This window comes from Tabrizicola flagellatus, from assembly GCF_046295235.1.
Lineage (GTDB): Bacteria > Pseudomonadota > Alphaproteobacteria > Rhodobacterales > Rhodobacteraceae > Tabrizicola > Tabrizicola flagellata_A.
The window spans coordinates 1-22,454 of sequence record NZ_JBKBLV010000047.1; the positions used below are offsets into that span (position 1 = coordinate 1).

18 protein-coding genes and 3 pseudogenes are annotated in these 22,454 nt (G+C 65.6%); 12 read left to right on the forward strand and 9 right to left on the reverse strand.

Annotation, left to right across the window (positions count from 1 at the left end; all coding sequences use genetic code 11):
- The first annotated feature begins 511 nt into the window (after positions 1-511).
- Positions 512-1,165 (forward strand): hypothetical protein, encoded by a 654-nt coding sequence (locus ACK4IU_RS16425; protein WP_409737197.1) that lies wholly within the window; start codon positions 512-514, stop codon positions 1,163-1,165.
- Positions 1,062-2,080 (forward strand): annotated as a pseudogene (locus ACK4IU_RS16430) (DUF2793 domain-containing protein); the annotation flags it as partial. The gene ACK4IU_RS16425 and the pseudogene ACK4IU_RS16430, both read left to right, overlap by 104 nt.
- 45 nt (positions 2,081-2,125) lie before the next feature.
- Here ACK4IU_RS16430 and ACK4IU_RS16435 read toward each other — a convergent pair.
- From ACK4IU_RS16435 to ACK4IU_RS16445, 3 genes are all read right to left on the reverse strand, one after another.
- Positions 2,126-3,286, reverse strand: a complete 1,161-nt coding sequence (locus tag ACK4IU_RS16435; RefSeq protein WP_409737200.1) for an ABC transporter permease — start codon at positions 3,284-3,286, stop codon at positions 2,126-2,128.
- Between the two features lie 7 nt (positions 3,287-3,293).
- Entirely contained in the window at positions 3,294-4,370 is a 1,077-nt protein-coding gene (locus ACK4IU_RS16440; RefSeq protein ID WP_409737202.1) for an ABC transporter permease, read from the reverse strand.
- Between the two features lie 72 nt (positions 4,371-4,442).
- Positions 4,443-6,086 carry an ABC transporter substrate-binding protein gene (locus ACK4IU_RS16445; RefSeq protein WP_409737205.1) on the reverse strand — a complete coding sequence of 548 codons (1,644 nt, stop codon included), beginning with the start codon at positions 6,084-6,086 and terminating at the stop codon, positions 4,443-4,445.
- Between the two features lie 412 nt (positions 6,087-6,498).
- Here ACK4IU_RS16445 and ACK4IU_RS16450 point away from each other — a divergent pair, with 412 nt between their 5' ends.
- From ACK4IU_RS16450 to ACK4IU_RS16480, 7 genes are read left to right on the forward strand one after another with little or no spacing between them, the layout of a single operon-like run.
- Positions 6,499-7,212: a glutamine amidotransferase-related protein gene (locus ACK4IU_RS16450; RefSeq protein WP_409737208.1), complete on the forward strand. Its 714-nt coding sequence runs from the start codon at positions 6,499-6,501 to the stop codon at positions 7,210-7,212.
- Positions 7,209-8,090: a DMT family transporter gene (locus ACK4IU_RS16455; protein WP_409737211.1), complete on the forward strand. Its 882-nt coding sequence runs from the start codon at positions 7,209-7,211 to the stop codon at positions 8,088-8,090. The genes ACK4IU_RS16450 and ACK4IU_RS16455 overlap by 4 nt, the downstream gene beginning before the upstream one ends.
- Positions 8,090-8,686: an NAD(P)H-dependent oxidoreductase gene (locus tag ACK4IU_RS16460; RefSeq protein ID WP_409737213.1), complete on the forward strand. Its 597-nt coding sequence runs from the start codon at positions 8,090-8,092 to the stop codon at positions 8,684-8,686. Before ACK4IU_RS16455 ends, ACK4IU_RS16460 begins: the two co-directional genes overlap by 1 nt.
- Before the next feature lie 8 nt (positions 8,687-8,694).
- A complete protein-coding gene (locus tag ACK4IU_RS16465) occupies positions 8,695-9,486 on the forward strand; it encodes a creatininase family protein (RefSeq protein WP_409737215.1) in 792 nt (263 codons plus the stop codon).
- Complete coding sequence (locus tag ACK4IU_RS16470; protein WP_409737220.1) at positions 9,483-10,721, forward strand: amidohydrolase family protein; 1,239 nt, start codon at positions 9,483-9,485, stop codon at positions 10,719-10,721. Before ACK4IU_RS16465 ends, ACK4IU_RS16470 begins: the two co-directional genes overlap by 4 nt.
- An 11-nt stretch (positions 10,722-10,732) precedes the next feature.
- Positions 10,733-12,145: an FAD-binding oxidoreductase gene (locus ACK4IU_RS16475; protein WP_409737223.1), complete on the forward strand. Its 1,413-nt coding sequence runs from the start codon at positions 10,733-10,735 to the stop codon at positions 12,143-12,145.
- A gap of 5 nt (positions 12,146-12,150) precedes the next feature.
- Positions 12,151-12,540, forward strand: coding sequence for a RidA family protein (locus tag ACK4IU_RS16480; protein ID WP_409737226.1), 390 nt, complete (start codon positions 12,151-12,153; stop codon positions 12,538-12,540).
- Between the two features lie 4 nt (positions 12,541-12,544).
- Here ACK4IU_RS16480 and ACK4IU_RS16485 read toward each other — a convergent pair whose 3' ends face one another.
- Both ACK4IU_RS16485 and ACK4IU_RS16490 read right to left on the reverse strand, forming a co-directional pair.
- The gene (locus tag ACK4IU_RS16485) at positions 12,545-14,983 is read right to left on the reverse strand and encodes an FAD-dependent oxidoreductase (protein WP_409737229.1); all 2,439 of its coding nucleotides are present in this window, start codon (positions 14,981-14,983) and stop codon (positions 12,545-12,547) included.
- On the reverse strand, positions 14,970-16,550 hold the full coding sequence (locus ACK4IU_RS16490; protein ID WP_409737232.1) for a trimethylamine methyltransferase family protein: 1,581 nt from the start codon (positions 16,548-16,550) through the stop codon (positions 14,970-14,972). The genes ACK4IU_RS16485 and ACK4IU_RS16490 overlap by 14 nt, the downstream gene beginning before the upstream one ends.
- A 111-nt stretch (positions 16,551-16,661) precedes the next feature.
- Here ACK4IU_RS16490 and ACK4IU_RS16495 point away from each other — a divergent pair, with 111 nt between their 5' ends.
- Positions 16,662-17,531, forward strand: a complete 870-nt coding sequence (locus tag ACK4IU_RS16495) for a LysR substrate-binding domain-containing protein (protein ID WP_409737235.1) — start codon at positions 16,662-16,664, stop codon at positions 17,529-17,531.
- A 717-nt stretch (positions 17,532-18,248) separates the two neighbouring features.
- Here ACK4IU_RS16495 and ACK4IU_RS16500 read toward each other — a convergent pair.
- A pseudogene (locus tag ACK4IU_RS16500) lies at positions 18,249-18,518 on the reverse strand (IS5/IS1182 family transposase); the annotation flags it as partial.
- Positions 18,502-20,079 (reverse strand): annotated as a pseudogene (locus ACK4IU_RS16505) (UvrD-helicase domain-containing protein); the annotation flags it as partial. The pseudogenes ACK4IU_RS16500 and ACK4IU_RS16505, both read right to left, overlap by 17 nt.
- A 277-nt stretch (positions 20,080-20,356) precedes the next feature.
- On the opposite strand from ACK4IU_RS16505, the gene ACK4IU_RS16510 reads away from it, so the two are divergent.
- Both ACK4IU_RS16510 and ACK4IU_RS16515 read left to right on the forward strand, forming a co-directional pair.
- Complete coding sequence (locus tag ACK4IU_RS16510; RefSeq protein ID WP_068767782.1) at positions 20,357-20,611, forward strand: type II toxin-antitoxin system ParD family antitoxin; 255 nt, start codon at positions 20,357-20,359, stop codon at positions 20,609-20,611.
- A gap of 4 nt (positions 20,612-20,615) precedes the next feature.
- Positions 20,616-20,927: a type II toxin-antitoxin system RelE/ParE family toxin gene (locus ACK4IU_RS16515; protein ID WP_409737238.1), complete on the forward strand. Its 312-nt coding sequence runs from the start codon at positions 20,616-20,618 to the stop codon at positions 20,925-20,927.
- A 302-nt stretch (positions 20,928-21,229) separates the two neighbouring features.
- On the opposite strand, the gene ACK4IU_RS16520 is transcribed toward ACK4IU_RS16515, so the two are convergent.
- Together ACK4IU_RS16520 and xerC are read right to left on the reverse strand one after the other, a co-directional pair.
- Entirely contained in the window at positions 21,230-21,580 is a 351-nt protein-coding gene (locus tag ACK4IU_RS16520; protein WP_409737240.1) for a hypothetical protein, read from the reverse strand.
- 455 nt (positions 21,581-22,035) lie between these two features.
- On the reverse strand, positions 22,036-22,454 hold a 419-nt coding region (gene xerC, locus ACK4IU_RS16525; protein ID WP_409737243.1), incomplete at its 5' end, for a tyrosine recombinase XerC.

A 22,454-nucleotide genomic window follows, 5' to 3' on the forward strand; every position in this document is an offset into this window, starting at 1 on the left:
CGCACGAACAGGCCTGACAAAAGACCGCACTCGATCACATGTCCGGACGATCAGAAATTCCTTGCAAACCGAGCGGCATCCACAAAAGAAGGTTCGACGGCAGGCCCATCCCCTCCGCCACATTCAGATACAGAATCCGTCCAAGGGCCCCGATTGGGGCCTTTTTTCTTTTTGTTTAAAAGGGCGTTGGCTGGGCTATCCGCCCTTCGGAGACAGGACGCTTGACGCAGAATGCGTCTCCGAATGGCCTGCGTCTCTCTTCGAGCGCCCCTCGATGGTCACGGGACGGCGTGAAACATCGTCGCATTTCCAATGGGTTGCCGCGTTCATGGGGTCGTACCGTTCGCGAGTTAATCCGGTGACGGAGACGGACACGAAGGCGCAGGGCGGCCAGAAGGACGGCTCCCTGGCGGCCGATCCCCAAGTCCGGCGGAAGCGTCCGAAGCGAGCCAGGACCCTGCCGGAAGTCTCTGATGACAAACAGACTTCGCGCCCATAGCCTGTCGCCCGCGTGGCCGAGGCGATCCATGCCGCATTCGCCGACGCGCCGCCCGACATCATCGTCATCGACCCGATCCGCAACCTCTTCGACGGCGGACCCGAGGGCGGGGGCGAGAACGACAACACCGCCATGATGTTATTCCTGAAGGATCGGGTCGAGCTTCTCCGCGATGCCGTCAATCCGGATGCTGGCGTCATCCTCGCCCACCACACCCGCAAGGCCAGCAAGCATCAGGTCAAGGACGATCCCTTCCTCGCGCTGTCCGACGCCAGTGCGCTGCGCGGCTTCTACACCTCGGGGTTGCTCATGCACCGGCCCGACGAGGACAGCACCATCCGCAAGCTGGAGATCGAGCTGCGCAACGGCCCCGCGCTGCCGGGCAAGCTGATCGACAAGGTGAAGGGCGAATGGGTCGAACTGAACCCGATGAACGAGCGCCTGGTGCGCAAGGAGGTCGGCGCCAAACTCGATGCCGAGCGGCTGCGCAAGCACGATGTCATCCTCGGCATGTTGCTGGACGAGGCGGCGAGCGAGCGCCTCTACACCGCGATGCAATTCGCCGATCGAAGCCACGGTCAACAAGGCGGCCGCGGGGAACGACGCCGCCTTCGCCTTCAAGACCGGCTTCTCCGCCCGCGCGCTGATCGGCCTCCTCGGCAATGACGACTTCAGCTTCAAGGTCAGCCCGGACGGGTCGGCCTTCTATGACGCGATCCGGATCGACCGCACCAGCGGCCAGGTGGAACTGCCGCAGCCCACGGTCCTCCCGGGGCTTGCCGCAGCGCCATCTCCGCCGCCCACAGGGAAGGCCACCCTTTATGCGCGCAACCGTGCTGGGGCTCCGTGGATCGACGTCATGCGCACCTCGGGCCGAGACTTTCCACTGCAACCGCATTTCGGTGTGAACCGGATCACCAACTGGTCGCCCTCGGTCACGACGACAATCACCACCGAAGGCCTGCCCATCACCTCGGTCGGCACCGTCTCGCACCCCACGCTCGCCGCGAACAACCTTGCCGTAAGCATGCGCCGCTGGCGACTGACCTCGGCGGCCGTCGTGGACTCGGTTGCCGACCAGCGCTCCGCAGGCTGGGCCTGATGGCGCGGGAACGCGGCGGGCCTCGGCGGTTGGACCTTCGTCACGCGGATTTCGCTGACGACGCTGCAGGCAACAGGGATGGGGTTCTTCGGCCTCTACGGATCGACGGCCGCGCTGGCCACCACCCTGACGCTCGCAGCCGCGATCAACTGCATCGGCATCGGTTTCCGGCGCGGAACCCATGCAAACTGGCAACTGATCCGCAACGACGGCACCGGTGCGCCGACCCTGACCGACATGGGCGCGTCCTTCGCCATCGCCACCGGCGGCGTCCTGACCCTTTCATCGCCGCGCCCCCGAATGGTTCATCCGTCTGGGTGCGCGTCGTCGACGAGGTCTCCGGCGCGATCTTCGAGCAGGAGATCGCCGCCGACCTGCCAGCGGCCACCCAGTTCCTGTCGCCGCGGCTTTTCCTCAACACCGGCGCGATCGCCGCCGCCGTGGCCTACGATTGCGCGGGGGTCTACCTGGAGACGGATTGTTGTACGGCGCTCCGGCGCGTTCACTTGCCTGCCATCCAGCGCTCAGTCTCGCATGCTTTCCTCGCGCAGCGCATTGGCCAGCAGGTTGAGGCCGAGGACGAAGCTGACGAGGCACAGGGAAGGAACCATGGCGATATGCGGGAAGATCGTCATCATCCGCCGCCCTTCGTTGATCGTCGATCCCCAGTCGGGGCTTTCGGGGCTCACCGCCAGGCCGAAGAAGCCGAGGGCGCCCAGAAGGATCGTCGTATAGCCGATGCGCAGGCAGAAATCGACGATCAGCGGCCCGCGGGCATTGGGCAGGATTTCCCAGCACATGATGTACCAGGGCCCTTCGCCGCGGGTCAGCGCCGCCTGCACATAGTCGCGCCCGCGCAGGTCCATCGTCGCCCCGCGCACGATCCGGAACACCGTGGGGGCATTGATGAAGGCCACCGCGACAAAGACGTTGAGGATATTGGGATCGAGCGCGACAATCCCGAAGGGATCGGCATCGAACACCACCCCGGCCACCAGCCAGGCGATGAAGGCCAGAAGCAGGCCCAGCACCCAGTTGCGCCGCCGGGGTGCCACGAACAGCCGGGAATTGACGGCGGCGGTCAGGAAGAGCGCAGGCAGCACGAAGAGCACCGCCGCAATCCCCGCCGGAATCGCGGATTCGCGCACCTCGGGGCTGACGAGCAGGAAGAAGAGCAGGATCACCGGGAAAGACAGGAGCGCATTGGCGAAAAAGGCCACCACCGCATCGAAGGCGCCGCCGAAATAGCCCGCAGGCAGGCCGAGCGCGATGCCCACCATATAGGCCAGCGCCGCGGCCGGCGGGGCGATCATCAGCACCTCGCGCGCACCGGCGAGCGCCCGGCTAAACACGTCCCGCCCCAGCACGTCGCCGCCGAGAAGATAGGTCACGGTCGTCCCGTCCGGCAGCGTCAGGCGGCTTGCCGGCAGGGCATTCTTCATCTCGGTGATCTGCAACAGCGGATCCTGCGTCACCAGCACGGGCGCCATCAGCCCCACCAGCACCCAGAACACCACCAGCACCAGGCCGATGAGCCCGACCGGATTGCGCATCGCATGGCCGACAAGCCCCAGGCGCCGCCGCATGATCGCAGCCGCGCCGAAGAGCACGATCCCCACGCCCAGAACCGGGCCGAGCTGCCACAGGAGCGTGGCGAGTGTCTGGAAGAACGACAGGCTGCTCATTGCACTTTCACGCCAGCCGCAGGCGCGGGTTGAGTAGGGTATAGGCGATGTCGGATAGGAGCTGCGTGATCAGCACGATCACCGCCGCGACCATGGCGCAGCCCATCAGCAGTTCGATGTCGTTGTTGCCGGCCGCCTGCACGACCAGCCAGCCGAAGCCCTTGTAGTTGAAGATGATCTCGACGATCACCACGCCGTTCAGAAGCCAGGGGAACTGGAGCATTATGACTGTGACCGGAACGATCAGCGCATTGCGCAGCGCATGGCGCAGGACGATGCTGGACATCCCCAGCCCCTTGAGACGGGCCGTCCGGATGTATTGCGCGCGCATCACCTCGACCATGGAGGCGCGGGTGATGCTTGCGATGTAGCCCATCCCGTAAAGCCCGATGGCCAGCACCGGCAGGGTGAAGTTGCGCAGGTCGATCGCGGTCTCGGCGCTCGTGGCGGTGCCCAGGAGCAGCGTCGGCGTCTCGATGAGGCCCCAGTCCTTCAGGATCGGCGACAGACCCGAGGTGGCCGAGGCGAAGGCCACGACCAGGAGCACGGCCCAGACGTAATCCGGCGTCGCGGTCGAGCCGATGGAAAAGGTCGAGACGATGCTATCCGAGAGCGATCCCTCGCGGATCCCCGCGATCACGCCCAGCCCGATCCCGCCCAGCGTCAGGATCAGCATGGTGTAGAGCATGAGCCACCCCGTCGCGGCCAGCTTGGGCAGGATGACATCCGTCACCGGCATGTCGAAGACGGTGGAACTGCCCAGATGCCCTTGCAGCGCCCCGCAGAACCGCTCTCCCTCCGGGGCCGCGACGGCCATGCAGCGCCCCGGCAGGGTGGCCCCCGGCCCCGGCTGCGATGCGGGCAGCACGCCCAGCCATTCCCCGAACCGTGCGATCAGCGGCCGGTCGTAGCCGTTCTCGCCCAGCCAGAGCGCCACGTCCGAATCGGTCATCCGCACGCTGGCCTCGCTCTTGGCCATCTTGGTGAGGTTCGACGGCAGGTTGGTCAGCCAGAACACCATCGACGCCAGAAACAGCATCGTCAGCAGCAGGATCCCCAGACGCCGGAGCAGGAAGCCGATCATGCCCTGCACCCCGCCCGCAGGCAGACGGAAGGGGAAGGCCCCCCCCTTCCGAAGCCGCGCCGATGGGCGCGATCACGCATCCAGCCAGACCTGCGCGCAATCCACTACAAAGGTGGGATGCATCCCCAACCCCTGCACCGCCGGGGTGGCATGGCGCCCCATGCTGGACCAGAAAGGCTGGATCAGCACGCCGCTCTCCTGGAGCATCCGCTCGAGTTCGCCCATGATCTCGCGCCGCTTCTCGACATCGGCGGTTGCCAGTGCCCGGTCGAGGGCCGCGTCGAAATCGGGGTTGGCATGGCCCGTCTCGTTCCAGGCCACGCCCGAGCGATAGGCGAGATCGAGCACCTGCACCCCCAGCGGCCGCATCGACCAGGAGGTCGAGGCCAGCGGATATTTCGTCCAGTCGTTCCAGTAGCTCGACCCCGGAATGATCGTGCGCTTGATCTTCAGCCCCGCCTCGCGCATCTGGCCCGCAAAGGCATCGGCGGGCAGGCGCAGGTAATCGGCATCGACCGAGATCAGCTCGAACTCGGTCTCGGCATGGCCTGCCTCGGCCAGAAGGCGCTTCGCCTCCTCGATGTTCTGCTGCGGCTTTTCGGGCAGGTCGAAATATTCCGGGTGCAGCGGCGCCACATGGTGGTTTTCGGCCAGCGTCCCGCGCCCCGACAGCGCTATCTGGAGCATCTTCGGCGCGTCGATCGTCATCTGGAGGGCACGGCGCACGCGGATGTCGTCGTAGGGCGGCTGCTCCAGATTCATCCGCAGCATCTGCGTATTGGCCGAGGCGGTTTCGTGCAGCGTCAGGCCAAGCCCGCTCAGCACGTCGTAATACTCCGTCGCGGTGGCATAGTTGGCGTCGATCTCGCCGCCGCCAAAGGCCGCGGCCTCGGTCGCCGGATCGCCGCCGAGGTCGATGAACTCCACCCGGTCGACATGCGCCTCACCGCCCCACCAAGCCCCCGAGGTGCGGCGACGGTAGGTCGCGCGCTCGCCCACGGCATAGCTGTCCAGCTCGAAGGCGCCGGTGCCGACGAAGCCGCCCATGGCCACGTCCACCGTGCCGTCAAAGCCGCGATGCACGATCAGCGCCGGATAGTCGGCAAGGTTCGAGATGAAGGCGATGTCGGGCCGCGCCATCTGAACGGTCACCGTCATGTCGTCGGTCCGGGTGATCGCGCCCTCGCGCGCCTTGCCGGTGGCCGCGTCGATCAGCGCGGACATGCGGCCTGCCATCGAATTGCCGGCGATGGTGGTGTCGCACCAGCGGTTGAGGTTGAACACCACGTCATCGGCGGTGAAGGCATCGCCATTGGTCCAAGTCACTCCGGGACGCATGTGCAGGACATAGGTGGTGGCGTCGTCGTTCACCTCCCAGCGGTCGAGAAGCTGGGGCTCGAAGGTGAACGCCTGGGTATAGCGTACGAGGTTGTCGAGCATGGGCCGCGCGAGATTGCCCATCTCGGTCCAGTCCATCAGCATCGGGTCTTTCAGTTCCTTGACCGTCATCGCCATGCGCAGGGTGCCGCCACGCTTCGGCGTGGTCTGCGCATGGGCGGGTGCCGGCAGGCCGAGCATCCCGTAGGCCGCAGCAGTCGTGGCGCCAAAGGTCGTGGCAAGGGCAAGGAATTCGCGCCGGTTCACGGCATCGCCGTCCAGCAGGCGGCGGAAACGGGTCTGCAGCGGGCGGTCGGATTTCGGGGAGGTGGGTGCCATCGGAAGATCCTTCATTGGGGGAGGTCAAGGAAGGAATCCGACATGCAACCTGCACCGCCATCAGCCTGAGCTGCGGCGATTTTCGACCCGCTCCGGTCGCGACCTTCAAGGACTGTAGCAGGAAGACAGAAGCGATCGGTGCACAAGATGCCGGATCCTTGCAAACAAGGTGACGGCCATCTTAACCCTATCGCCAGTGGGTGAACGAATGCTGCGTGATGGGACGCCATCCTGTCAAGCATCCTGTCTCTCCGCCCGTTGCGATCGCTACCGTCTGCTCGGAAACCGGGCAGACGGTGCATTTTCCGCGCCTCACCCTTGACCCGTGACAGACAGCGTGCATCTTATGCGGTGACCTCTGGCACAGGACTTCCTCAGGGCCACGCAACATCAACCCTTCGGAAGGGCAAGGATGAAACGTGATCTTGTGCTGGTGCGCCATGGCGACGATCCGCCCGATGACCGGGTCGTGACATTTGCCGTGGAAAACGGTTTCAACCCCCTGATCCGCAAGCCGTTCAAGGGCGACGCCCTCGGCGACCCCTGGCCCGAACTTGCCGGAACGGTGCTCTACGGCGGACCGTTCAACGTCTTCGACGAGGCGCTTCACCCCTTCCTGAACGAGGAAGCGCGCTGGATCCGCGCCTGCATGGATCGCGGGCTGCCGGTTCTCGGGATCTGTCAAGGCGCACAGCAGATCGCGCGCCTTCTCGGGGCGCAGGTCGGACCGGTGCCGGAGGGTCTGCACGAATTCGGCTACTATCCGATCTCGCCCACCGAAGAGGGCCGCGATTTCCTGCCCGGCACGTTGCACATGGCGCAGGCGCATTTCCACACCTTCGCCATTCCCGCAGGTGCTGTGCATCTGGCGGCAAGCCCGCTCTATCCGAATCAGGCCTTCCGCATCGGAGACAATGTCTATGGCCTGCAATTCCACCCCGAGGTGACGATCGAAGGCTTCCGCCGCTGGCAGGACCGGCCCTGGGCCGCCTATGGCAAACCCGGCGCCCAGACGCGCGAGGAGCAGGACCGGCTGATGGCCGCGCATGACGCAGCACAAGCCGACTGGTTCTATGCCTTTCTCCGCAGGCTCTTCGGCACGGCCGTGCCCGAGGCGCAGGCATGAGGGTACTGGCCGAGCGCAACCCGCAGGCCTATGGCCTGCTGATCACCGGCCTCGGCGTGTTGGTCTTCGTGCCGGATGTGCTGGTGCTGCGGCTCGTCGGGGGCGATCTGATCGCGGTCGCGGTGTTTCGCGGCCTTCTTGCCGGGGCGATGTTGCTGGCCGGGCTCTGGCTGATCCGGGGGCGCTTTCCGTCCTTTGCGGTGGTGACAACCCTCCCCGGCGCAGTCACGGTGCTGATGCAGGGGCTGGGTCTTGTGGCCTTCTGCGCGGCCGTGCAGGGGACGAGTGCGGCCAATGCCCTGCTGATGACGGCAACCGCGCCATTCATTGCTGCCGTGCTCTCCTGGGTGGCTCTGGGCGAACGCATCGGGCGCGCCACCGGGGTGGCCATCGCACTTTCCTTTGCCGGCGTGCTGGTTGTCGCCGCCGGTGGCCTTGGCGGCGGGCGACTCCGGGGCGACCTGATGGCGCTGGCGAATGCGCTGACGCTGGCCTGCTTCTATGTCGCCCTGCGCAAGGCAGGCCGACAGGACATGTTCCCGGCCCTGATCGCGGGTTTCTTCCTCGGCGCGGCGCTGGCTCTGCCGCTGGCGGATTTCTCGCCGATGGAGGGGCGGCAGATCTTTTGGCTGATCGTGAGCGGGGCAGTGATCTTGCCGCTGGCGGTCGGCCTGCTGTCGCTTGGCCCGCGCTATCTGACCGCACCGGAGGTGTCGATGATGACGCTGCTGGAAATCATCCTCGGTCCGCTTCTGGTCTGGGCCGTGCTGGGCGAAAACCCCGGGCGGGCCAGTCTGATCGGCGGGGCGATGATCGTGGCGGCGGTCCTGGGCCATGCGCTCTGGGCCCTGCGCAGACCTGTTGCGGAGCTCGCCTGATGCGCCTTCTGGTGATCCATGCCCATCCGGTGCCCGAGAGCTTCAACAGCGCGCTCTGCCGCATCGTGGTGGAGACCGCGCGCGAGGCGGGCCACGAAGTCCGGCTGCTGGACCTTTACGCCGAGGGCTTCGACCCGGTGATGTCCGTTGACGAACGGCGCCGCTATCACGACGATGACCCGCCCGATCCGAAGGTCGCCGCCCACATCGCGCATCTGAAGTGGGCCGAGGGCCTGATCTTCGTCTATCCGACCTGGTGGTATTCGCAGCCTGCGATGCTCAAGGGCTGGATGGACCGGGTCTGGCGGCCCGGCGTCACCTTCACGGTGCCGACGCCGGACCAGCCGATGCGCCCGGCGCTCACGAATGTGTGCCTGATCGGGGTCATCACCACCCTGGGGTCGCCCCGTTGGTTCTGGACCTTTCTGATGGGCGCGCCGGGGCGCAAGATCCTCTTGCGCGGCTTGCGCTTCTGCACGGCTCGACGCACGCGGACCTTCTGGCTGGGCCTGCACGAGATGGACACCACGACCGACGCGCAGCGCCGGCGCTACATGGAACAGGTGCGGGCGCGGATCGCCCGCATCCCGGTCTAGGGGGGCACATGGGTCGCATTGCAGAATGGGGCGCACTGACCGCTCCCGAGATCGCCGCGCTGGACCGCACTCGCGCCATCGCCCTTCTGCCCATCGGTGCGGTGGAACAGCACGGGCCGCACCTCGGCACCGGCACCGATGCCGATCTGGCCGGGGCGGTGGTTGCCCGCGCCTTGGCGCTGATCGACCCCGATCTGACGGTGCTGGCGCTGCCCGGCCTGCCCTATGGCAAAAGCACCGAACACGAAGCGGTGCCCGGCACGCTTTCCCTGTCGGCGGCAACGCTGATGGCCGTGCTGGGCGATATCGGCGCCTCGCTGGCGCGGGCGGGGATCGGCAAGCTGATGTTCCTCAACGGCCATGGCGGCAATCGCGCGGTGCTCGAGATCGCCTGCCGCGACCTGCGCGCGCGGCACGGGTTGGTGACGGCCCATTGCATGTGGGACGCACTGGTTGACGCGGACGCCATCGTAGGCCCGGTCGAGGCCGCGCGGGGCCTGCACGCCGGCGATATTGAGACAAGCGCCATGCTGGCCGCCTGTCCTGGCCGGGTGCGCATGGATCATGCGCTCGACTTCGCCTCGGCACACGAAGGATGGGCCGCGGGCAACGGGCAGATCGGACTGGGGCGCCCGGTCGTTCCGGGCTGGCTGATCGGCGACCTGACGCGCACAGGCGCCGTGGGCAATGCCGCCGCGGCGACGGCGGGAAAGGGCGAGGCGCTGCTCGATGGCGCGGCGCGGGGCCTGGCCGAGGCGCTGGCCGAATTCGACCGCTTCGCGCATGAGGCGCAACCATGACCCCGCCCGACCATGTACTGGCGGATGTCCGGGTGCCCGTCAGCCTGCTGGCCGCGCCCGACCGTTTCGGCGGCCGACCCGAAGGCGGTTTCTACCGTGGCGATCTGTTGATCCGGCAGGGGCGCGCGGCGGGCATGGGTGACTGGCCCGACCTGCCGCGCATCGAAGGGCGCGGCCGCATTCTGTTGCCCGTGCTGACCGACCCGCATGTGCATCTGGACAAATGCCACAGCGCCCACCGCCTGCCGGGAATTGGCGGCGATCTGATGGCGGCCATCGCCGCGCAGGGCCGCGACAAGGCAAGGTGGACCGAGACCGACATCCGCGCGAGGGCCGAGCGGGGACTTGCCGAACTCTGCGCCGCCGGCGTGGCCCGTGTGCGCAGCCACATCGATTGGGGAACGGCGACAGACCCGGCCGCCGTGCCGATGGCCTGGACGGTCGCGAGGGATCTGTCACGCGACTGGTCGGACCGGATCGAGCTGCAACTTTCGGCGCTGATAGACCCCCCCGTACTGGCCGACCCCGACCTTGCCGGCCCCATCGCTGCCCGCATCGCACGGGACGGTGGGGTGCTGGGGTCGTTCGTGTCTCTGCAACCGGATCGTGCCGCCGCCATCGCCGCCGCCGTCGATCTCTCGGGCAGATACGGCCTGCCGCTCGATTTCCATGTCGATGAGGGACTGGACCCCGCGATGAACGGCCTCGCACTCATCGCGGAGGCCGTGCTCCGACGCGAGCATCAGGGGCCGGTCCTCTGCGGCCATGCGTCAAGCCTCGCCAATCTTTCCGGGGCCGACCTTGGCGCGACGCTGGAGAAGGTCGCTCAGGCGGGGCTTGCGGTCGTCAGCCTGCCCACGACGAACCTTTACCTGCAAAGTCGCCAAACAGGCGCCACGCCCGACCGGCGCGGGATCACCCGGCTGCACGAACTGGCCGCGGCGGGGGTCACGGTGGCACTGGGCTGCGACAACGTGCGCGACGCGTTCTTTCCGCTCGGCACGCATGACCCGCTGGCCATCCTGGGTCTGGCCGTGCCCGCGCTGCAGCTCGACCCGCCGTTCGAACGCTGGCTGCCCTTGGTCACTACCAACGCCGCCCGTGCCATGGGGGCCGCACCCGTCGCCATCGACCGGGCGGGCAGCGCCGACCTTTTCCTCACCGAAGCCACCGACATGGCCGATCTCCTCGCCGCGCCTGCCCGCGTCAGGCTTTCCACGCTCATCCCCGTCTGAAAGGGCCCGCCATGCCGCATCCCTCCTCGATCTCCGGCAAATCCGATCTCGACTGGTCCGCCATTGCCGCCGAACTGGCCCCGGTTGAGGTGATCGCCGAACCCATCCTCGTAAAGAAGCGCAGCCGCGATTTCTTCTGGTATTCGCCGATCCTCGACCGCCAGCTCAAATCGTGCTTCGGCGATCTGGTCGCCCGGCCCGCCACCCCGGCCGAGATGGCGCATTGCCTCTCGGTCGCCGCCCGCCACCGAGCGCCGGTGGTACTGCGCGGTGGCGGCACGGGCAATTACGGCCAGGCAGTGCCGGTCGATGGCGGGCTCATCATCGACACGACTGCAATGGGCCGGATCATCGAGATCGGCCCCGATTGGGTGCGGGTCGAGGCGGGCTGCAACATTCTGGCGCTGAACGAGGCGCTGAAGGCGCGGGGGCGCGAGCTGCCGATCTTTCCCTCGACTCAGGACATGGCGACCATCGGCGGTTTCATCTCGGGCGGATCGGCGGGGATCGGCACGGTGACGCACGGGATGCTGCGCGATCCGGGCAATATACTGGAAATCCGGGCGCTCAGCGCCGAGGAAACCCCGTTGGAACACGTTTTCACCGGGGCGGACGTCAACCTGATCCACCACGCCTGGGGTATCAACGCCGTCATCACCGAATTGACGCTGCGCAGCGTGCCCGCGCAGGACTGGATCGGGTGCATCGCCAGTTTCGCCACCTACCCCGACTGTCACCGCGCCGCGATCGCACTGGCTGCGTCAACCGAGATCGAACGCAAGCTGTGTTCCACGCTCGATGCCCGCATCGGGCGCTATTTCGACCGGCTGCGCGGCATCGTCCCCGAGGGGCGCGCGATGCTGGTGACGCTGATCCCGCGCGGCCAGATGCCCGCCTTCCGCGCGCTGCTGGCAGACCACGGCGGCAGTCTCGACCTCGAGATGGGCGAGGACGAACGTCAGGCCCGGAAACTGCCGCATGTGTTCGATTTCTCTTACAATCACACGACCTTGCAGGCGCTCAAGACCGACCGCAAGGTGACCTATCTTCAGGTGCTTTTCCCCGCCCCGGTGACGGTGGCGAAGGTCGAGGAGCTGCTCGCCGTCCTGGGCGATGATGTCTGGATGCACCACGAATTCGCGCGGCTGGACGGAAGGCTCGTGTCCTTCGACCTGCCGCTGGTGCAATACACGACCGACGAACGGCTTTACGAGATCATGGCGATCTACGAGGCGCACGGCTGCCCGGTCTCGGACCCGCACAAGAGCGTGCTCGAGGACGGCGGGATGAAGAAGGCCAACATGGCGCAATTGGCGCTGAAAAAGCGGATGGACCCCCACGGTCTGCTCAACAGCGCCAAGACCCGCAGCTGGCCCAGGGTGCGCGACCTCGCGCCCGAGGCCATCGCGGCGCTGGAGGGCTAGGGGCGATGCAGGCCGTCAACCCGCCCGCCCTGCGCCCGCCCTTCGCGCGCTATTCCCATGCCGTGCTGACCGGACCGGTGTCGCGGCTTCTGGCCATCTCCGGGCAACTGGGGGTGGCCCCCGACGACAGCGTGCCCGAAGGCGCCGCGGCGCAGGCGGCGCTGTGCCTGGCCAATATCGACCGTATCCTTGCCGCCGCCGCCATGACGCGCACCAACGTCTTGCGGCTGAATGCCTATGTGACCGACCGGGCCCATATGGCGGGCTACATGGCGGCGCGCGATGCCTGGGCGGCGGAGTTGAGCCTCCTACCTGCCTCGACCCTGATGATCGTGACGGGCTTTACCCGCCCCGAATTCGTGGTCGAGATCGAGGCGCTGGCGGCCGAGGCGTGATCCCTTAGCCGCGCAGCCTCTGCCCCTCTGGGTCGAAGGGCGGCGCGGCCAGCACCTGCGCGCGGTGCGGACGGCCGAGGATCATCACCTCAAGCTCGGCCCCCGCCGCGATGTCGGGACGCAGATAGGCCAGCGCCAGCGACTGGCCGACATGATAGCCATAGGCGCCCGACGACACCTTGCCCGCCGGCACGCCGGAAAGGTCGAAGATCGGTTCGTTGCCGGTGGCGTCCGCCGTGGTCGCGGCGACCTCCAGGCAGCGCAGGACCTCACGGGGCGGGCGCACCATGACCTCGGCGCAGGCATCGCGGTTGAGAAAGGGCTTGTCGAGCTTGACGAGGCCCGCCAGCCCCGTTTCCTGCGGCCAGTATTCGGGGCTGTAGTCGCGCCCCCAGCTGCCGTAGCCCTTTTCGACCCGCAGGCTCATCAGCGCGCGGCTGCCAACCGGGCCCGCGCCAACCGCCTTGCCCGCCTCCAGCAGGGCCGCATAAAGCCGCGCCTGATCAGCCTCGGCGCAGTGCAGCTCCCAGCCCAGATCGCCGGTGAAGCTGACGCGCAGCGCGATGCAGGGCACGCCCGCCACCTCGATTTGCGCAGAGCGCATGAAAGGGAAGGCTGCGTTCGAAAGGTCGGTATTGGTCAGCCTTTGCAGGAGGTCGCGCGTCATCGGCCCGGCGATGTTGAAGCCCGCCATCGCCTCGGTCACGCTGAGCCATGTGGTATCCGCGGGCAGAGGCACGGCATCGAAGAAGCGCTTGTGATAGCGTTCCGCCATGCCCGAGCCGACCATGAAATAATCGTCCGGGGCAAGGCAGGTGACGGTGAAATCCCCGGCAATGCCGCCGCGCCTGCCGATCAGCGGGGCCAGGCAGGACCGCCCCGGAACCGCCGGGATGCGGTTGGCCAGCAGCGCCTCGAGCCAGTCCTTCGCTCCCGGCCCTGCGACGCGGTAGCGGGCAAAGTTCGAGATGTCGATGATCCCCGCCCGGTCGCGCAACATGCGCGCCTCGCGCCCCACGGGGCCCCACCAGTTCTGCCGTTCGAAGCCGATGGTTTCCTCGGTCGGCTCGCCGGGGGCAGAGAACCACAAGGGGTGTTCCCAGCCGTAGTTGAGCCCGAACACCGCGCCCATGTCCTTCTGCCGCTCGTAGACCGGACGGGTCCGGACGGGGCGGCCGGCAGCGCGCTCTTCGTTCGGGAAATGGATCTTGAAGCGGTTGGCATATTGGTCGCGCACCCTTGCGCGGGTGAAATCGCGCCCCGCCCAGGCGCCGAAGCGCGCCAGATCCCAGCCGAACATGTCAAGCTTCGGCTCGCCCTCCACGATCCATTCGGCCGAGAGCAGCCCCAGCCCCCCCGATTGCGAAAAGCCGGGGATGATGCCGTTGCAGCAGAAATAATTGCGCAATTCGGGCACCGGGCCGAAGAGGGCGCTCGCATCGGGCGACCAGATCATCGGCCCGTTGATGACCCGCTTGATGCCCGCCGTCCCCACCACCGGCACCCGGTCGATGGCGCGTAGCATGTTGGGCTCGATCCGCTCCAGATCATCGGCGAAGAGCTCGTGGCCGAAGCCCTGCGGCGTGCCGTCCTCTGCCCAGAACTTCATGTCGCGCTCGTAGGCGCCGACCAGCAGGCCCCTGCCCTCTTGCCGCAGGTAATATTCGCCGTCGCGGTCCGCGACGGAAGGCAGGCGGCGGTCCATCGCGGCGATTTCGGGGATGGGCTCGGTGACGAAATACTGATGCTCGGTCGGCATCAGGGGCAGTTCGATCCCCGCCAGCGCCGCCACCTCGCGGGCCCAGAGGCCGGCGGCGTTCACCACCCATTCGGTGCGCACATCGCCCAGGGGCGTCTCGACGATCCACGATCCGTCGGACTGCGGCCGCGTCGCTGTCACCGGGCAGTTGCGGACGATCTGCGCGCCGCGTGCCCGCGCCCCGGCGGCATAGGCCATGGTCACGCCCGAAGGGTCCACATTGCCGCCTTGCGGTTCATACATGATGCAACGGATGCCGTCGAAGTTGACCAGCGGGTGCAGCCGTTCGGCCTCGTCCCGGCTGACCTCGTGGAAATCCATGCCGTAATAGCGCGCCTTGGCGGCCTGAAGGCGCAACTGATGCTCGCGCGCCTCGGTCTGCGCCAGATAGAGGCTGCCGGGCTGGAAGATGCCGCAGCCCTGGCCCGTCTCGGCCTCGAGTTCCTTGTAAAGCCCCATCGTGTAATGCTGGATGCGGCTGATGTTGGTGCTGTCGTGCAACCCGTGGATATTGGCCGCCGCGTGCCAGGTTGAGCCGGAGGTGAGTTCCGATCGCTCCAGCAGCACCACATTCGACCAGCCGAGCTTGGTCAGGTGGTAAAGGATCGAACAGCCCACCAACCCGCCGCCGATGACGACCGCCTGGGCATGGGACTTGGGTCTTGCGGTCTCAGGGTTCGTCATCGCCGATCTCTTCCTTGCGCCGTGCGACATAGGCCTCGAGTTCCTCGCGGATGGCCGGGTCCATGCGTGGCTCTTCGTAGTCCTTCAGTGCCTGCTGCCAGAGATCGGTCGCCCGCGCGGAGGCGTCCTTTGCCCCGGCGATCTGCCAGTTCTCATAACCCCGCCAGTCCGACAGCATCGGCTGGTAGAAGGCACGTTCGTAGCGCGCCATCGTATGGGCCGCGCCGAAGAAATGGCCTCCCGCGGGCACCTCGCGGATCGCATCGAAGCCCAGCTCCTCGGCATCCCATTTCACGGGCCGCAGGAATTCGATCATGTTCTGCAGGATCTCCACGTCGAGGATCAGCTTCTCGAAACTCGCCGTCAGCCCGCCTTCGAGCCAGCCCGCAGCATGGTAGATCAGGTTCGCCCCGCCCATCACCGCGCCCCAGGTGGCCATCGCGGTCTCGTAGGCCGCCTGCAGATCGACCGCGTTCGAGGCATTGGCGTTCGAGGTGCGATAGGGCAGGCCGTAGCGCCGGGCCAGCTGGCCTGCGATGACATTGGCCTTGGTGTTCTCGGGAGTGCCGAAGGCAGGCGCGCCCGAGCGCATGTCCACATTCGAGGTGAAGGCGCCATACATGACCGGCGCGCCGGGCCGGACAAGCTGGGCCAGCACCACGCCGAACAGTGCCTCGGCATTCTGCTGGGCCATGGCCGCAGGCAGGCTGACCGGCGTCATTGCGCCCATGAGCGTGAAGGGGGTGATGGTCACGGGCTGCCCGTGTTCGGCCATGGCGATCAGCCCGTCGCCCATCGCATCGTCCAGAAGTCGCGGGGAATTGACCGAGATGATGGTGATGACGCCGGGATCGCGGGCGATCTCCTCGATCCCGATGCCGCGGGCGATCGCCATCATGCGGATTCCGTCCATGGCCCGGCCGCGCCCGATCGCGGTACAGTGGAAGGACAGGTCCGAAAGTGTGAGGTTGGCGAGATAGGTATCGAGATGGCGGTTGTTCGCGGGCAGTTCCTGCGGCGCCGTCACCTGATTTCCGATCAGGTGAATGGCGTTGAAGTAATGCGCAAGGCGGATGAAATCCCGGTAATCCGACAGGTTGCCCGACCGACGGCCGCGCAAGGCATCGTGCACGTTGGGCGGGCCTGCCACCAGTCCGAACACCAGATGATCGCCGCCCAGATGCACACGCCTGTCCGGGTTGCGCGGGGTCAGGGTGAAGGCTTTCGGCACCGTGGCAAGCGCGGCCTCGACGATGCTCTCATCGATCCGCACCACGCCGTCGTCATCGACCCTTGCCCCGGCAGCGGCGAACAATGCACGCGCGTTCGCCCCCATCACCTTGATACCAAGTTCCTTGAGGATACGGATCGAGGTGGCGTGCAACTCATCCATCTGTTCGGGCGAAAGGATATCAAGAGGGCGATAGGGGTTGCGCACGGTCTCCCATGGCAGTTGAGGGATGGTTGTCCCCGCCTTTTCCCTGCGTCCCCGCCGCGTCTCGCGCATCCTGTCACCTCCGTCGGCATCTGCCGGTCCGGCGCAGTCTAGCGGCAGCGGCGCGCGCATTCACGCAAGGAAAACGGCGGGCTGAACCGCGTTTTCGTTATGGCAGCAAGATCGGCGGATAGATTGGCGCGAAGGCGCACGATGGGCTAGAACCCCAGCAGGAGTGCTGACATGACATCCCTTCCTCCGCTCAACTTCATCCGGTCCTTCGAGGCGGCGGCGCGCCACCAGAGCTTTACCCGAGCGGCCGCCGAATTGGCGCTGACGCAGGCGGCCGTCTCGGGTCATGTCCGCGCGCTCGAGGATTTCATCGGCCGTCCGCTGTTTTACCGCGCCCCGCGCAGCCTGGTCCTGACCGAGGTCGGGGCGGCCTGGCTTCCGGGGCTGCGACAGGCGCTTGCGCAGATCGAGGCGGCGACAGGTCAGGTGCTCAGCCGGTCGCACCGGCAGGAGGTGACGATCTCGTGCCCCGCGAGCCTTGCCACCAACTGGCTGCCTGCCCGCCTGCGCGCCTTCCGCGATCTGCACCCGGGCGTCGATGTGACGGTGCATGCGACGATCTGGGCCGAACCGGGCGAACAGATCGCCGACTTGCGCATCACCCCGCGCCAACTCGGCGAGCAGGTTCTGGGGGCGCCCTTGCAGCAGGAGCGGCTGGTCATGGTCTGCCCGCCTGAGTTCCTGTCTGGCCCAGATGCCATGAAGGCCCCCGCCGACGTGGCGCGCAAGGGGATGATTCACGTTCTCGGCCGCTCCGACCATTGGGAGGCCTTCGCCCGCCATCACGGGTTGACTGACCTGCCGCTTGCACGCGGCCCGAAGACCGACAGTTCCAATGTCGCGCTGGAAATGGCGGTTGCCGGCCTGGGCTGCGCGATCACGGTCGCTTCGCTGGCCGAAATCCACCTAAGCCGCGGCCTTCTGGTCGCCCCGTTCTCCGGCGGCATTCCGTCCAATTGGGTGTACGACCTGCATCCGGGCGACCGCAGTCCGACCCGCATCGCAGAGATATTGACGGACGTCCTGCTGAACACGGTCTGACTTTCGCCACGGCCGCGTAGATAGCTTCCGCCGTCAATCAGCGTCGATGCCGGCAACGACCGGCCAGATCGGCTGCGCCGAGTGTCCCGATGACGTCATGTCTTTGCAAACTGCCAATGCAGTGGCGTGGAATTGGGGCGGTAAGGACACCCTAATCGGCGATTGGGAGCGAGACTACACCTGACCTGCGGCGCTGGCGTGATCCTGCCAAACAGACGAACCCGGAGAAGGTCCGACGTCAGACCCATTCCCACCGCCATCATCCTTGTTGCGAACACGGACAGGCGCCCCGCGTGGCGCGGAAATAGCCGTGTTTTCAAAGGGATCTGCCTCCCCCATGCGAACCTCTGAGACTGCGCACGAGGTCCGTTTCGGGCTCTGAACGGCGCTCCGTCTCTGTTCGGGCGAACCTCGCCGAATTCGGTTCGGTCTGACTTTTCCTCGCCTTTCCAGTGGTTTGAGTTTCAACTCCGCCAAAACTTCGCCCCTCGTGTCCATCGCTTTCGAGGGGAACAGAACCGCAACACGCAAGAGGCGCAGCCGCTGGGTGCGCGGGCCGAACGGCGCGTAGCGATGGCAGTGATCTGCGTATGCAAGGGAGCTCTCAGCTGAGCGCAGCCCCGCAACGTTCGATTGTTCAAGTCGCTGACGCGGATAGGGGATGGCTCTGTTGCACAAATCGGCTGATGTCCGGAACTTCCCCATCCCCGGACAGACTTATCCCGCGACCTCTGTGACGGGCGTTCCGAGCGCGGTGAAGCGGTTCAGGACCGCGACCCGGACCTGGAACTCTGCGACCTGACGGTCGAAGTCTCTGGCGGATAGCCGCTGATCCAGCAGCTTGACGCAGTGCATCTTGGTTTCTGCACGACTCCGGCGGTGGTAGCCGCTCCATCGTCGCCAGATGGTTCGACCGACGCGTTTCGACGTCCGCAGGATTTCGTTGCGTGCGATGGCCCCGGGGGCGTCGGGCTTCCAGGGCTTGGCCCAGCTTCATCCGATCTGACTTGGTCTCGCAGTCCTGCAGGCTGTAGCCGCCGCTCTTGAACTTGCGCAGGAAGGTTCCGAGCAGCTTGGAAAAGTCATCGACCTGTTTCAGTTCGACGATCCGGTCATAGATGGTGTCGACCGGACGGGGGTTCAGGGTGACATGCGGCGCCAGCTTTTCGGCAAGGGCGATCAGCAGGCGGCCCTCCTGCCGTTCATAGCTGTAGGTCTCGATCAGGATCGTCTGATGCTCAGCGTGGACCTTTCGCTTCCAATCCATGCCCGCCAGGTATTCGTCACGATCCACGAAAGGCGCCGTGACCAGCCTTTCGCTGCCGTCCCGCGCCTTTTCGCGACGCACTCCGAAATGCTCGATGTAGATGCCGCTTTCGGTCAGGCGGAAATCGGGCTGGTAATCGCGCCTGCCGATCTCGGAAACCTTGTGTTCGTAGAGGGGCTCGTATTCGTAGTCGACGCCGTTTTCGTAAAGCCAGTTGGCGATCTGCAGCTCTTCGTAACTCTTGACCTTCTCGCCCTGCAGCGTCCGCAGGTCTTGGGCTTCCATGTGGGTGTAGAAGTCATGCTTGGTCTTGAAGTCCCATTCCGTCTTGGGCTCGACCAGGAAATGCGCGAAGAACTGGATGATCGCCTTCGACACCTCTGACAGGCGGTAGACCAGGTCCTTAAGGATCTGCTTGATCAGGTTGCTGAAGGCCATGTCGTCGGTGGCATGGTCGGCCAAAGCGGGCTTGGACCCTTCGACGATCCCGATGATGTCATAGGCAATCGCGTGGAAGGTCCGCGCGACGATGGGCACGCCAGATCGGGCCTCGACCCGTTCGGACATCTCCTCCGCCGCATTCTTCGCGAAGGCCAGAAGCAGGATTTCCTCCGGCTGACGAATGCCCGCCTTGACGAGGTAGGCCGCCTTGGCGGTGATCACGCTGGTCTTGCCGGATCCTGCCCCGGCAAGCACCAGCGTCGCATCTTCATCGACGACGACCGAAAGGCGCTGTTCCGGCGTCAGCGGCTTGCTCTCGATTGTGTCGAAGAACTCCTTCCAGCGGTCCAGTTCGGCGGTGACGAAGGTAACAACGGCATGAGACCGTGCGGTGCGCGGGTCGCCAGCGAACGTCCGGACGGGGGCTATGCGCGCGACGAACTCCGGGCCTATGGCCTCGGCGTTCAGCTTCGACAGCAGCGAAGTATCCAGCGAACGGGCTTCGTCCAGCAGGGGCGTAATCTGACACGCCGCCGGGTAACGGGACGGTGCCGCCAGTGACAGCACCCCCACGAGGATCCTGTCCAGTCGCGCCGCTTCCTTATCAAGGGCTGCGAGATTGAAACGCGTCCAGGCCTCCTTGACCTCTTCCGCGAACTCCGTGGCTGCGACGTTCCCCGCCCCATTCAGCGTGACATCGTCATGCTCCTGCGAGTTTATGGTCAGCGCAGTCCCGAGCATCCCCTTACTGAGAGCTGGCGCACTCGTCAGCGCCTGCAGTGACACGGTGGCAACCTGACCGCGTCGCGTGATCCTGATGTGATCTCCGTCCAGCACCATTGCACGGGCAGACCTCCCGAAGGGGTCAAGGAGGAAACCAACCAAAGGGCGTTGTTGCAGTCGAATCAATGAACTGGGCCTCGTCTTCGCGCCCTGTCAGCTTGTGCCCCAGCCGGGGTGGTCTGCAACCTTGATCGGTTGCCGCGCGCACTGCTTCCGGCCTTTGCGGAGAATAGGAATGCCAATCTCCGCATCCGATGCGGAGGTTCGCCATATGGTACGCCTTGCCTGCGTGTTCAATTTTGCTTATCTTGAATACGAGAAGACGGAGGCCACCATGTCCCAAACCACGACAATGACGGTACGGATCAGCGGCGCTCTGAGCGAGTTCGTGGCGTCAAACGTGGGCGAGAACGGATCCTACGAGAACATCAGCGAGTACGTCCGCGACCTGATCCGGCGGGACAAGGAGCGGGCGGAGCGGGAGGCGTTTGATCGTCTGAAGGCTGAGCTCACGCGCGCCTTCGCAGCCCCGGAGGAAAGCTATCGCCCTTTGACTGCCGCCGAGGTGATCGCTCGGAACCGGGGCTAACGACGTGGTCATTCGCGTCCAAGAGGCCGCATCGCTGCGGCTTGACGAGATCTACCGCTACACCCGCGACCGCTGGGGCATCGAGCAGGCGGATCGGTACATCACCGACCTCTTCGCGGCGTTCGACCAGATCGACAGTCATGGCGTCGCGTCGCGCCCCATCCCGGCCGAGTTCGGGGTCGAAGGCTTCTACTTCCGCCATGCGCAGCATTTCGTGTACTGGCGGCGTCTGTCGAACGGGGACGTCGGCATCGTGACGATCCTGCACGAGCGGATGCACCAGTTGGACCGGTTTCGGCAGGACCTTCCGAAGTGACCGATGCCTCTGGCGACGATTATCCGCACCGCTTTTCAGGGGGCCTCTGCGAACGTTGACCAGGTGTTGACAAGGATTTGGAATGACAAAAGCCCGACAGTTTACGTCGGGCCCTAAGCATCTGATATGTTTACGGATTTTGGTTGCGGGGGCAGGATTTGAACCTGCGGCCTTCAGGTTATGAGGGCTACCCAGGTGGTCGAAATACCTTTGTGATTTCCGTAGGTTAGGCGGATTTTGGACGCCAAACGTCGGCGTCGTGTCGCACGGAACAGCGGCAAACCGTTGGTAGGATTTGGGAATTAGACTTCGAGGGCAATTCGAACCGCATCTCTGGCCATGATGCCCAACTTGGATCGGTCGTGGCTGTTCTCACCCAGCCAGTTGGGGACCAACGCTCCTTGCGACGCGAAGTGCTCTACATGGACGAATGTCACCCGACCATCTGAATAGGCGACCTCATTGACGGTCCGCCAAGCGCCAGGCCGGGCCGCGGAGACCAGTCTGCGCGCTTCCCTCACATAGTTCATCTTGGTCCCAAGCCCGAACATGATCACCAGCTTGGTGCTATCTGGAAGGGTGGCGAGGAAGGCTGTGGCGCAGTTTCCGGCGACTTCCTGGCCAAATGGCGTGGCAACGAACTTGTCGAGCATTCCGCCACCGGAGCCCGACCATGCCCGCTTCTGGTCGTCATACCGCTCGACAGTGCATCGGACCAGCGATCCAAAATGAAACCTTCCACGCGGGTCTGCGATCAACCTGTCGACGGACCTACTGAGATTCCCGTCCGCAGGGCGATCCAGCACCCCGACGTGCGTGAGGATCTTCCCGACAGCGGTCCTTGAGCCCTTGTAGGCAATCTGGTCATGCGGGGTGGTAGCTAACGCTCCTGCTTGCGTCGGTCCCTTTGAAAAACCGAGAACCACGATCTCAGGTTCTTCATGTCCCCACGCCAGTGGGTTGGCTGTGATCCGCCATTTTCCGTCGTCCGATGTGCGCCGCGTCCTGTCAAACTCCACCCGCGCGCCATCACCAAAGCAACGCGTACAGTTCACCCGGCCATGCGACGGTAAGCAGCCCATTCAGATACTCCATACTTTACTTATGGTTATCCTAGCAGCTTCGCCTCAACCAAGGCCATCGCCTTCTGATGATCCGGGGAGGGGAACAGATGCCCATACCGTTCCATGGTCATCTGGATGGAGGAATGGCCCGCGAAGGTCATGATCTCCTTGATCGAGAAGCCCTGCTCGATCCACAGCGACACGGCGAAGTGGCGCAGGTCGTGCCAGCGCATCGTCACCTCGACCTTATCCTGCAGCTTGCGGAACCGGTCCTGCGTGCGGGTGTGCTGCAGGATCCCGCCCTGTGGCGCGGGGAACACCAGCCCGAGATCGCTCTTCGGACAGCGCAGTTTCCAGCGGCGCAGGGCGTTCAGCACCATCGGGCCTGCCGGGATGTCGCGGAACCCTGCCCGTGATTTCGGCTCGCCCATCTGGTTGTAGGCGTCGGCGCGCTGGCGGATGT

Excerpts from the sequence above, each read along its gene's own strand:
- ACK4IU_RS16490 (WP_409737232.1), bottom strand. The coding sequence starts at position 16,550 with ATGCGCGCGCCGCTGCCGCTAGACTGCGCCGGACCGGCAGATGCCGAC.
- ACK4IU_RS16470 (WP_409737220.1), top strand. The coding sequence starts at position 9,483 with ATGACCCCGCCCGACCATGTACTGGCGGATGTCCGGGTGCCCGTCAGC.
- ACK4IU_RS16475 (WP_409737223.1), top strand. The coding sequence starts at position 10,733 with ATGCCGCATCCCTCCTCGATCTCCGGCAAATCCGATCTCGACTGGTCC.
- ACK4IU_RS16440 (WP_409737202.1), bottom strand. The coding sequence starts at position 4,370 with ATGATCGGCTTCCTGCTCCGGCGTCTGGGGATCCTGCTGCTGACGATG.
- ACK4IU_RS16455 (WP_409737211.1), top strand. The coding sequence starts at position 7,209 with ATGAGGGTACTGGCCGAGCGCAACCCGCAGGCCTATGGCCTGCTGATC.
- ACK4IU_RS16480 (WP_409737226.1), top strand. The coding sequence starts at position 12,151 with ATGCAGGCCGTCAACCCGCCCGCCCTGCGCCCGCCCTTCGCGCGCTAT.
- ACK4IU_RS16465 (WP_409737215.1), top strand. The coding sequence starts at position 8,695 with ATGGGTCGCATTGCAGAATGGGGCGCACTGACCGCTCCCGAGATCGCC.
- ACK4IU_RS16460 (WP_409737213.1), top strand. The coding sequence starts at position 8,090 with ATGCGCCTTCTGGTGATCCATGCCCATCCGGTGCCCGAGAGCTTCAAC.
- ACK4IU_RS16510 (WP_068767782.1), top strand. The coding sequence starts at position 20,357 with ATGTCCCAAACCACGACAATGACGGTACGGATCAGCGGCGCTCTGAGC.
- ACK4IU_RS16520 (WP_409737240.1), bottom strand. The coding sequence starts at position 21,580 with ATGCTCGACAAGTTCGTTGCCACGCCATTTGGCCAGGAAGTCGCCGGA.
- ACK4IU_RS16445 (WP_409737205.1), bottom strand. The coding sequence starts at position 6,086 with ATGGCACCCACCTCCCCGAAATCCGACCGCCCGCTGCAGACCCGTTTC.
- ACK4IU_RS16450 (WP_409737208.1), top strand. The coding sequence starts at position 6,499 with ATGAAACGTGATCTTGTGCTGGTGCGCCATGGCGACGATCCGCCCGAT.
- ACK4IU_RS16495 (WP_409737235.1), top strand. The coding sequence starts at position 16,662 with ATGACATCCCTTCCTCCGCTCAACTTCATCCGGTCCTTCGAGGCGGCG.
- ACK4IU_RS16485 (WP_409737229.1), bottom strand. The coding sequence starts at position 14,983 with ATGACGAACCCTGAGACCGCAAGACCCAAGTCCCATGCCCAGGCGGTC.
- ACK4IU_RS16435 (WP_409737200.1), bottom strand. The coding sequence starts at position 3,286 with ATGAGCAGCCTGTCGTTCTTCCAGACACTCGCCACGCTCCTGTGGCAG.